This is a genomic window from Variovorax sp. J31P179 (assembly GCF_030316985.1).
Classification (GTDB): Bacteria; Pseudomonadota; Gammaproteobacteria; order Burkholderiales; family Burkholderiaceae_C; genus Variovorax; species Variovorax ginsengisoli_B.
This window is the reverse complement of the sequence record NZ_JASZYL010000014.1, coordinates 153,878-163,982: the sequence shown is the minus strand read 5'-3', so window position 1 is coordinate 163,982 and position 10,105 is coordinate 153,878. Positions and strand designations below refer to the sequence as shown.

General features: G+C 68.2%; 10 protein-coding genes and 1 pseudogene. 4 read left to right on the top strand and 7 right to left on the bottom strand.

Translation table 11 applies throughout. The features are described 5' to 3' along the window. Positions 1–232 (top strand): annotated as a pseudogene (locus tag QTI17_RS28575) (UxaA family hydrolase); the annotation flags it as partial. Between the two features lie 161 nt (positions 233–393). On the opposite strand, the gene QTI17_RS28570 reads toward QTI17_RS28575, so the two are convergent. Continuing rightward, on the bottom strand, positions 394–2,274 hold the full coding sequence (locus QTI17_RS28570; protein WP_286537031.1) for a DEAD/DEAH box helicase: 1,881 nt from the start codon (positions 2,272–2,274) through the stop codon (positions 394–396). A 247-nt stretch (positions 2,275–2,521) separates the two neighbouring features. Continuing rightward, positions 2,522–3,109, bottom strand: a complete 588-nt coding sequence (gene orn, locus QTI17_RS28565) for an oligoribonuclease (protein ID WP_286537029.1) — start codon at positions 3,107–3,109, stop codon at positions 2,522–2,524. A 117-nt stretch (positions 3,110–3,226) separates the two neighbouring features. On the opposite strand from orn, the gene QTI17_RS28560 reads away from it, so the two are divergent. The 3 genes from QTI17_RS28560 to rsgA all read left to right on the top strand — a co-directional run bounded on the left by QTI17_RS28560 (position 3,227) and on the right by rsgA (position 5,810). Further along, the gene (locus QTI17_RS28560) at positions 3,227–4,498 is read left to right on the top strand and encodes a M48 family metallopeptidase (RefSeq protein ID WP_286537027.1); all 1,272 of its coding nucleotides are present in this window, start codon (positions 3,227–3,229) and stop codon (positions 4,496–4,498) included. 14 nt (positions 4,499–4,512) lie between these two features. Continuing rightward, positions 4,513–4,848 carry a 4a-hydroxytetrahydrobiopterin dehydratase gene (locus QTI17_RS28555; protein WP_286537025.1) on the top strand — a complete coding sequence of 112 codons (336 nt, stop codon included), beginning with the start codon at positions 4,513–4,515 and terminating at the stop codon, positions 4,846–4,848. A 101-nt stretch (positions 4,849–4,949) separates the two neighbouring features. After that, complete coding sequence (rsgA, locus tag QTI17_RS28550) at positions 4,950–5,810, top strand: ribosome small subunit-dependent GTPase A (RefSeq protein ID WP_286537047.1); 861 nt, start codon at positions 4,950–4,952, stop codon at positions 5,808–5,810. Here rsgA and hisC read toward each other — a convergent pair. From hisC to trmD, 5 genes are all read right to left on the bottom strand, one after another. Next, a complete protein-coding gene (gene hisC / locus QTI17_RS28545; protein WP_286537024.1) occupies positions 5,804–6,895 on the bottom strand; it encodes a histidinol-phosphate transaminase in 1,092 nt (363 codons plus the stop codon). The two genes, rsgA and hisC, sit on opposite strands and share 7 nt — an antisense overlap. Next, positions 6,892–7,893, bottom strand: coding sequence for a CobD/CbiB family protein (locus QTI17_RS28540; RefSeq protein ID WP_286526779.1), 1,002 nt, complete (start codon positions 7,891–7,893; stop codon positions 6,892–6,894). Before QTI17_RS28540 ends, hisC begins: the two co-directional genes overlap by 4 nt. Positions 7,894–7,946: 53 nt before the next feature. Next, positions 7,947–8,663, bottom strand: coding sequence for a CoA pyrophosphatase (locus QTI17_RS28535; RefSeq protein ID WP_286537023.1), 717 nt, complete (start codon positions 8,661–8,663; stop codon positions 7,947–7,949). A gap of 171 nt (positions 8,664–8,834) precedes the next feature. Further along, entirely contained in the window at positions 8,835–9,218 is a 384-nt protein-coding gene (gene rplS, locus QTI17_RS28530; protein WP_286537022.1) for a 50S ribosomal protein L19, read from the bottom strand. A 119-nt stretch (positions 9,219–9,337) separates the two neighbouring features. Beyond that, complete coding sequence (gene trmD / locus QTI17_RS28525) at positions 9,338–10,084, bottom strand: tRNA (guanosine(37)-N1)-methyltransferase TrmD (protein WP_286537021.1); 747 nt, start codon at positions 10,082–10,084, stop codon at positions 9,338–9,340. Positions 10,085–10,105 lie beyond the last annotated feature (21 nt).

Sequence of the window (10,105 nt, the reverse complement as noted above, 5' to 3'; positions counted from 1 at the left end):
CGAGGTGCCGGTGATCAAGGTCGCCACGCGCAGCGACCTGGCGCGCCGCTGGCACGACCTGATGGACGTCAACGCCGGGCGCATCGCCGACGGCGAGGCCAGCATCGAGGAGGTGGGCTGGGAGCTGTTCAAGCTGATGCTCGATGTGGCCAGCGGCCGCAGGAAGACCTGGGCGGAGCAGTGGAAGCTGCACAACGCGCTGGTGTTGTTCAACCCGGCGCCGGTTACCTGAGACCTTGCGGGACAGTCCTGAGACCTTGCGGGACAGACCAACAAACTGCGCAGCAGTTTTTGCTCTGTCCTCAACTGATCAGATGAAAAACAAAAAAGCCCGCACACAGGCGGGCTTCTTTCATGGCAGCGAGCGGCAACCAGCGCCGCTCGGCACCGACCTCAACGCGTCGGCTTGAACCCGCGCGGCTTCTGCGCATCGCGCGGCACGAACACCTTGCCGCCACCGCCGCCGGCATGGCCGCGCGGCGCGAAGCCCTCGCCGCGACCGGCGCCGCCACCACCGAAGCCCCCGCCGCGCGGAGCGCTGTCGCCCCAGCCCGGCTTGCGGCCGTAGCCGCCGCCGCCTTCATCGCGGCCACCGCCGAAACCGGCATTGCCCGCATTCTGGAAGCCGCGCGGCGCACCGGCGCCCGGGCCGCGTGCATTGCGGTCGTTGAAGCCGCTGGCACCGGCATAGTTGCTGCCGCCGCCACCGAAACCACCGCCATTGCCGCCGCGATGGCCACCACCGCCGCCGCCGAACTTGCGGTCGCGCGAATGGCTGTCACGGCTGTCGCGGCCGCGGAAGTCGCCCTGCGGCGCACGCGATTGCGGCGCACGCTGCTGCGGCTCGAGGCCGGGGATGACTTCGGACTTGAACTGCTGGCGCGTGTAGCCCTCGATGTCGAAGATCCGGCGGCGGTCACGCTGCTCGGCGAAGGTGATCGCCAGGCCGTCGCGGCCGGCACGGCCGGTGCGGCCGATGCGGTGGGTGTAGTCCTCGGCCTTCATCGGCAGGCCGTAGTTGAAGACGTGCGTGATGGTCGGCACGTCGATGCCGCGCGCGGCCACGTCGGTCGCCACCAGGATCTGCACCTGGCCCTGGCGCAGCGCCATCAGGCGGCGGTTGCGCAGGCCCTGGCTCAGGGCACCGTGCAGCGCCACGGCGCTGAAGCCGTCTTGCTGCAGGTCGTTGGCGAGGCCGTCGCATTCGACTTGCGTGCTGGCGAAGACGATCGCCTGGTTGATGGTCGTGTCGCGCAGCCAGTGGTCGAGCAGCTTGCGCTTGTGCTGCATGTTGTCGGCCCAGAACAGGCTCTGCTTGATGTTGGCGTGCTTTTCCTGCGGGCTGTCGATGGTGACCCGCTGCGGCTCGCGCATCACGCGCTGGGCCAGCTGCTGGATGCGCGGCGCGAAGGTGGCGCTGAACATCATGGTCTGCTGGCGTTCGATGGTCAGCTGGTTGACTTCGGCCAGGTCGTCCGAGAAGCCGAGGTCGAGCATGCGGTCGGCTTCGTCGACCACCAGGAACTTGACCTGGTCGAGCTTGATCTGCATCGAGCGCTGCAGGTCGAGCAGGCGGCCGGGCGTGGCGACCACGAGGTCGGCGTTCTGCAGCTTGGCGATCTGCAACTGGTAGGGCATGCCGCCCACCACGTTGGCGATGCGCAGGCCGCGGCAATGCTTGACCAGGTCGATGGCGTCATGTGCCACCTGCTGGGCGAGTTCGCGCGTCGGGCAGAGGATCAGGGCGCCGGGCGTGGCGGCCTTGAAGTGACGCGAGTTGGTCGGGTCCTTGCGCTTCGGCTTCTTGGGCGGTGCTTCGCCGCGTGCGGCGGCTTCGGCGGCCAGGCGCTGGAACTCGGCCTTGCTGGCGGCTTCGGCTTCGGCCTGCCGCTGCAGCAGCGTGTGCAGCACCGGCAGCAGGAAGGCCGCGGTCTTGCCGCTGCCGGTCTGGCTCGAGACCATCAGGTCGACGAAGCGGGTGGCGCCGTCGGCACCGCCGCTGGCGGTCATGGCGCGCGGGATCACCTGCTCCTGCACGGTGGTCGGCTGGGTGAAGCCCAGGTCTTCGACCGCGGCGATCAGCTCGGGCGCCAGGCCCAGCTTGACGAAGCCATTCGGCAGCTTGGGTTCGGCGGCGGTCTCGACTGCGTCGAGCGCCTCGAGCTCGGGCACTTCGGCGGCAACGGAAAGCGACTCGCTGACCACGGGGGAAACAGCGAAATCATCGGATTGCACAGGCGCGAACTCGCCCTGCGCTTCAAAAGCGTCGGTCATTTATTCAATCTCAAACGCGAGCGCTGCCGTAGGCGGCGCCCCGTCGGGTGGTGAAAAACATCAACCATCCAACGACGTTCAGCCGTCGACTCTCGTCGGGGCTGCGGCCCGTGATTCAGTCACTCGAATGACTCAGTCACTCAGTGGCTCGGGCGCGATGTGCAAGATAGGGAGATGCAAGAAAACGCTGAAAGCTCTTTCAGCGAAGCCCGCAATTATCGCATGAACTCGGGTTTTCACCTAATCCTTAGTCCACAAGCCTCAGAAAAGTCTCCCGGTAGTGCGCCAGTTCGTCGATCGACTCGTGCACATCGGCCAGCGCCGTATGGGCCTGCTGCTTCTTGAAGCCGTTGTAGGCCGCGGGCTTCCAGCGCTTGGCCAGCTCCTTCAGCGTGCTGACGTCGAGGTTGCGGTAGTGGAAATAGGCCTCCAGCTTGGGCATGTACTTGACCAGGAAGCGCCGGTCCTGGCCGATCGTGTTGCCGCACATCGGCGAGCCGCTCTTGGGGATGTAGCGCGAGATGAAATGCATCAGCTCTTTTTCGGCCGCCGCCTCGTCCAGCGTCGAGGCCTTGACCTTGTCGATCAGCCCGCTGCGGCCGTGCGTGCCCTTGTTCCAGGCGTCCATGGCGTCGAGCAACTCGTCGCTCTGGTGGATCACCAGCACCGGCCCCTCGATCCGCGGCGTCAGGTCGGGTCCGGTGACGACCACCGCGATTTCCAGCAGGCGCTCTTTCTCGGGGTCCAGGCCGCTCATCTCGCAATCGAGCCAGACGAGGTTCTGGTCGCTCTTCTTGAGTGTGGCGGGGGCGGTCGGTTCGGTGGTTTCGGGCATCGGGCGATTGTCGTCGATGCCCCGGCGCCGCCCGCGCGCCGGACGCCCCTGTTGCCAGCAGGCCGACCGGCCCACCCGGCTGGAGGCCCGGCAGGCGGGGGGCTAAACTCGACCGCCATGCCCACCCCCCTGCCCGCCTCCCTCATCCTCACGATGGCCTTCGCGCTCGCGCTGGTCGCGGGCCTGGTCGTGAAGTTCTGGCTCGCCAGCCGCCAGGTGCGACACGTCGCTCGCCACCGCGGTGCGGTGCCCGCCGCCTTCCGGCAAGCCATCACGCTCGACGCCCACCAGAAGGCCGCCGACTACACGGTCGCCAAGACCCGCTTCGGCCTGCTCGAACTGGCCTGGGGCGCGGCCGTGCTGCTGGCCTGGACCCTGTTCGGCGGGCTCGACCTGCTGAACCGCCTGCTGCTCGACCTCCTGGGCGGAGGCATGTGGCAGCAGCTGGCACTGCTGGCCGCCTTCGCGCTGATCGGCGGCCTGGCCGAACTGCCCTTCACGCTGTGGCAGACCTTCAGGCTCGAGGAGCGCTTCGGATTCAACAAGATGACCTGGCGCCTGTGGCTCACGGACGCGGTCAAGGGCGTGCTGCTCGGGGCGCTGATCGGCCTGCCGATCACGGCGCTGATCCTCTGGCTCATGGGCGCCGCCGGCAAGCTATGGTGGCTGTGGGCCTGGGCCGCGTGGATGGGCTTCAACCTGCTGCTGATGCTGGTCTATCCGACCTTCATCGCGCCGATCTTCAACAAGTTCAAGCCGCTCGACGACCTCGCCTTGAAGGAGCGCGTCAACGCACTGATGCAGCGCTGCGGCTTCGCGGCCAAGGGCCTGTTCGTGATGGACGGCAGCACCCGCAGCGCCCACGCCAATGCCTACTTCACCGGCTTCGGCGCCAGCAAGCGGGTGGTCTTCTACGACACGCTGCTGCGCCAGCTCAGTGCCGGCGAGGTCGAGGCCGTGCTGGCGCACGAACTGGGGCACTTCCGCCACAAGCACGTGATGAAGCGCATGGTCGCGATGTTCGCCCTGAGCCTGGCCGGCTTCGCCTTGCTCGGCTGGCTGTCGGCCCACAGCTGGTTCTACACCGGCCTGGGCGTGCAGCCCAACCTGATGGCGCCCAACGACGCGCTGGCGATCCTGCTGTTCATGCTCGCGATGCCGGTGTTCGGCTTCTTCGTGGCGCCGCTGCCGGTGCTGGTGTCACGCAAGCACGAGTTCGAAGCCGACGCCTATGCCATCGCACAGACCAGCGGCGCCGACCTGTCGGCGGCCCTGCTCAAGCTCTACCAGGACAACGCGTCCACCTTGACGCCCGACCCGCTGTTCGTGAAGTTCTATTACTCGCATCCGCCGGCTTCCGAGCGCCTCGCGCGCATGGCCGCTGCCTGAACCGAAAGCCGACCATGAGCAGCATGCTGAAAACCAAGGACTGGAAGACCCAGGCGCGCCGCGCGCTGAGCGCCACCGAGATCGTCGCCGCACTGGCGCGGCTCGAGGGCTGGAAGCTCACCGGCGACGGCAAGGACGTCGCGATCGAGAAGAGCTTCTCCTTCGCCAACTACTTCGAGACCATCGCCTTCGTCAACGCGCTGGCGCTGGTGGCGCACCGGCACGACCACCATCCCGACCTCTCGGTGCATTACAACCGCTGTGTGGTGCGCTTCAACACGCACGACGTCGGCGGCCTCTCGGCGACCGACTTCGAGTGCGCGGCGCAGGCCGATGCCCTGCTCGCCTGATCTCGGCATGGAAAGCACCCTTGGCTAAGCAGCAGCGCGGCGGCAATACCGGCGCTGCCCTCCACGACGGCTTGGTGGTCGCCAGCCATGGCCGCCATTGCATGGTCGAGACCCCCGACGGCACGCGCCTGATCTGCCATCCGCGCGGCAAGAAAAGCCAGGCCCTGGTCGGCGACCGCGTGCAATGGCAGGCCAGCGAGGACGAGGGCACGATCGAGCGCGTGCTGCCGCGCAAGAACCTGTTCTATCGCCAGGACGAGATCCGCACCAAGTCCTTCGCGGCCAACCTCGACCAGGTGCTGATCCTGATCGCGGCCGAGCCCGAGTTCTCGGAAACCCAGCTGACCCGCGCCCTGATCGCAGCCGGCGCCGAGCGCATCACACCGGTCATCGCGCTGAACAAGAGCGACCTGGCCGTGCCCTTCGAGCGCGCCTCGAAGCGGCTGGAGCCCTACCGCCGCATGGGCTATCGCGTGCTGCCGATGTCGCTCAGGGCCGACGGCGGCGCCGGCCATGGCGAACTGACCGAGCTGCTGGCGGGCAAGGTGACCCTGGTGCTGGGCCCCTCGGGCGCGGGCAAAAGCACGCTGATCAACCTGCTGGTGCCCGGCGCCAGCGCGCTGACCGGCGAAATCTCCCAAGCGCTGAATTCGGGCAAGCACACCACCACCAGCACCACCTGGTACTGGGTCGACGCCGAGCGCTCGACCGCGCTGATCGACTCGCCGGGCTTCCAGGAATTCGGGCTGCACCATATCGAGCCGATGCAGCTGGCGCACCTGATGCCCGACATCGCCCAGGAAGCCACGGCCTGCAAGTTCTACAACTGCAGCCACCTCCACGAGCCGGGCTGCGGCGTCATCGCGCAGGTCGAGTCGGCGACGCAGGCCGGGACGATCAGCGCCTCGCGCTACCGCATCTACGGCGAGCTGTTCGCCGAGCTGAGCCAGACCCGCTATTGAGACGTTGCGGGATCGCTCAGGATCTCGCCCAGCGCGCCAACCAGCGCACTGCACTGCTCCCTGCTGCCGACGCTGATGCGCAGGTACTGCGCGATGCGCGGCTGGGCGAAATGGCGCACCAGCACCGCGCGGGCGCGCAGCGCCGCGGCCAATGCCGCCGCGTCGTGCTCGGGATGGCGCACGAAAAGAAAGTTGGCTTGCGAAGGCAGCACCTCGAAGCCCAGGTCCTCGAGCTCCAGCGCCAGGCCCTCGCGGGTGTCGACCACCGCATCGCGGGTCTTCGCGAACCAGGCCTCGTCCTCGAGCGCGGCCACGGCGCCGGCGCTGGCGAGGCGGTCGATCGGGTACGAATTGAAGCTGTTCTTGACCCGCTGCAGCCCATCGATCAGCGGCGCCTGCCCGCAGGCGAAGCCGACCCGCAAGCCGGCCAGCGAGCGCGACTTCGACAGCGTCTGCACCACCAGCAGGTTGGGATGCCGGGCGATCAACGGCAGCGCGCTCTGGCCGCCGAAATCGACGTAGGCCTCGTCGACCAGCACCACGCGCTCCGGGCAGGCCGACAGCAGCGTCTCGATCTGCGCCAGCGGCAATCCCCTGCCGGTCGGTGCGTTCGGGTTGGCGACCACGATGCCGCCGCAGCCCGCCTTGGCACGCGCGGCCAGCGCGTCGGCGTCGATGCGCAGGGCTTCGTCGACCGGCTGCAGCGCGCAATCGATGCCGTAGAGCTGCGCGTAGACGCGGTAGAAGCTGTAGGTGATGTCGGGCAGCAGCAGCGGCGCGTCCTGCTGGAAGAAGGCGAAGAAGGCATGGGCCAGCACTTCGTCCGAGCCGTTGCCGACGAACACCTGCCGGATGTCGAGCCCGTGGCGAGCGGCGATCGCCTCGCGCAGCACGGTCGATTCAGGGTCCGGGTAGCGCTCCAGCCCCTCTTCGGCGGCGCGCTGGATCGCATCGATCGTGCGCGGCGATGGCGGATAGGGGTTCTCGTTGGTGTTGAGCTTGACCAGGTTGGCGATGCGCGGCTGTTCGCCCGGCACGTAGGGCTCGAGTGCCGCGATGCGCGGGCTCCAGAACGTCGGCGTCATCCGAGCAGGCGGGCGAGCGTCAGCAGCGCCAGCAGCACCATCCACATCACGACCGAACGCCAGACCAGGCCGACGACGCTGCGCAGGTGGCCGGGCTCGGGCTCGCGCCCGGGCGTGCTGCCGCCATCGGGCAAGGCGCCCCCGGCGAACGATTCCCCGGCTTGGGCGCGCGACAGCGGATCGTTGACCGGCACCGTGCTCAGCGTGCCGCCGCCGAGGCTCACGTTGACTGCGCCGGAGGTGGCCGCGAGGATCACGCCGTCGTTGCCGTTCGGGAAGCGGCGGGCGTCGTTGCGCCAGCAGTCGATCGCCTCCTCGAAGCTGCCGACCACCGCGAAGCCCAGCGCCGTGATCCGCGCCGGCAACCAGTCGATGACGCCCCAGGCGCGCGCCGCGGCCTGCTGGACCCAGATGCTGGACGGCTGCATCGAGGCGCCGTTCTTGTGGGCCCAGTAGCGCGAGACGAACTCGCTCATCCGATAGAAGACCGCGCCGGCCGGACCGAGCCCGATCGCCGCAAGGATCGAGAACCACGCCAGCACGCCGAACACGTGCCGATGCGCCGCGATCACCGAGTGCTCGATCACATGGCGCACGATCTCGCTGCGCGGCAGGTTGGCCGCATCGACCTGCTGCCAGTGGGCCAGCAGCGACCGGGCCAGCGGCTCGTCGCCTTCGTCGAGGGCATCGCGGATGCCGGTGAAATGGTGGCTGAACTGGCGAAAGCCCAGCGTGACATAGAGCAGCGCGATGCTCCACAGGACCGCGAACGGCAGCCCCAGCGTAAGGATCAGCGCCCAGTGGACCGCCAGCGCCAGCAAGGTCGGCACGCCCACCGCGAGCGACCACGCGACCCAGCCGTGGTGCGGCTTGCCGGCATCGAAATTGCGGCTGGTCCAGCGCGTCCACGCCAGCACGCCGCCGTAGACGGGGTTGTGGTACGCCAGCGGGCGCACCTGCTCGATCAGCAATGCGCAGAGGATCGCAAAGAAGCTCATTGCTCGATGATAGCGACTGCCCAGGGCTGGTTCGGACGCCCCCGCGTCCGCCGTCAAGCGCTGAGGAAGCGGTAGAGGTTGCGCAGCATGCCGGCGGTCGCGCCCCAGACGAAGCGCTCGTGCGGGCCATCCTGGTAGGGCATCGACAGCCACTCGCGCGCGGTCGCGTCCGCGCCGACCATGGCATGGCGGCGATGGTTGGCGGGATCCATCAGGAAGGCGAACGGCACCTCGAAGGCCTCTTCGACCTCGTAGGGATTGAGGTTCAGTTCGAAGCCCGGACGCACCAGGGCCACCACCGGCGTGACGATGAACGAGGTGACCGTGGTGTAGGTCGGGAGGCTGCCGAGAATCTCGATGTAGTCCGCCGACAGGCCGACTTCCTCCCAGGCCTCGCGCAGCGCAGCGGCGGCGATGTTGGCGTCCTCGGGGTCGACCCGACCGCCGGGGAAGGCGACCTGCCCCGAGTGATTCTTGAGGTGCGAGCTGCGCTCGGTCAGCAGCACCGTCGGCTGCTCCCGCATCACGATCGGCACCAGCACCGCGGCCTGCGCCGGCGCGCGGTCGAACATGCGCGGCTCGCGCCGCACCTCGGGCGTCCAGGCCGGCGGCGTGGCGAAGCGCGCGCGCAAGGCCCGGGCCCCGAGCTGCGCCGGATCGACAGCGGGCAGGCCGCTGTCGACACCGATCGGTGGCACCTCGCGCGGATCGAAGGACTGCAAGGCCGTCGGGACGACGGCGTTGATGACTTCGACGGGAGAGGCGCGCATGGCCGGCGGTGAGGTGGTCAAAAAAATAGATCTCTACAAATAAAACGCAAAAGGCCCCGGCGCGACGACCCAGGGCACACAACTAAATCACGAACCGCCCGCCCGCACGCGGCGCCAATGCAAAAAGCCGCCTCGGACGGCGGCTTTCTGCACGGCAAGGGCGCTCTCTGCTTACTGAGCGGCCGCAACGGACGGGGCCTTGCCCGGCAGCTTTTCCTTGATACGTGCCGAACGGCCGCTGCGCTCGCGCAGGTAGTACAGCTTGGCGCGGCGGACGTCGCCGCGGCGCTTGACTTCGATCTTGGCGATCAGCGGGCTGTAGGTCTGGAAGGTGCGTTCCACGCCTTCGCCGCTGGAGATCTTGCGCACGATGAAGCCGCTGTTGAGGCCGCGGTTGCGCTTGGCGATCACGACGCCTTCGTAGGCTTGCAGGCGCTTGCGCGAGCCTTCGACGACGTTCACGCTGACGATGACCGTGTCACCGGGCATGAAATCGGGAATCTGCTTGTTGAGCCGGGCGATTTCTTCCTGCTCGAGGGTCTGGATGAGGTTCATGTTGTCCTGGATTCGATCTTGTCCGCGCTACACAAAAGGCGCTGTGGGTTCGTTGGAGTGACCCTTGGGTCGCTTCACTGAACCCGGCGCGGCCGGCCAGAGGATCGGGGAACCCGAGATTATAGCTTTTTTTTGAGCATCTTCTCGTCGATCGCGCTGAGGCGTCCGGCGACCCTGGCCGCGTCGATCAGATCGGGACGCTTGTCGCGGGTGATGGCGAGCCGCTGGTCGCGGCGCCAGCGCTCGATCTGGACGTGGTGTCCCGACATCAGCGGCGCCGGCACGCCCTCGCCCCGCCATTGCTCGGGGCGGGTGTAGTGAGGGCAGTCGAGCAGGCCGTCGAGCGCCGGATTGAAGCTGTCCTGCACGTGGCTGGCCTGGTCGCCGAGCACGCCCGGCTGCAGCCGCGCGACCGCATCGAGCAGGGCCATGGCCGGGATCTCGCCGCCGGAGAGAACGAAGTCGCCCAGGCTCAGCTGGTGCGTGACGCGGGCGTCGATGAAGCGCTGGTCGATGCCCTCGTAGCGGCCGCAGACCAGCACCGCGCCCTCGCCGGCCGCCCATTGCTCGACCGCCTGGTGGCGCAAGGTCTCGCCGATCGGCGAGAACAGCAGCACCGGCGCCGCGGCGCCGCGGGCGGCCAGTGCGGCGTCGAGGCAGGCCGACAGCGGCTCGGCCATCATGACCATGCCAGGGCCGCCGCCGAAGGGCCGGTCGTCGACGCGCCGGTAGTTGCCCTCGGCGAAGTCGCGCGGATTCCACAGCACCACCTCGACCTGCTTCGATTCGTAGGCGCGGCGCGTCACGCCGCTCGCGAGAAAAGGCGCGAACAGCTCGGGGAAGAGAGTGATGACGTCGAAGCGCATGGCGGCACCGGTGCCGGGCCC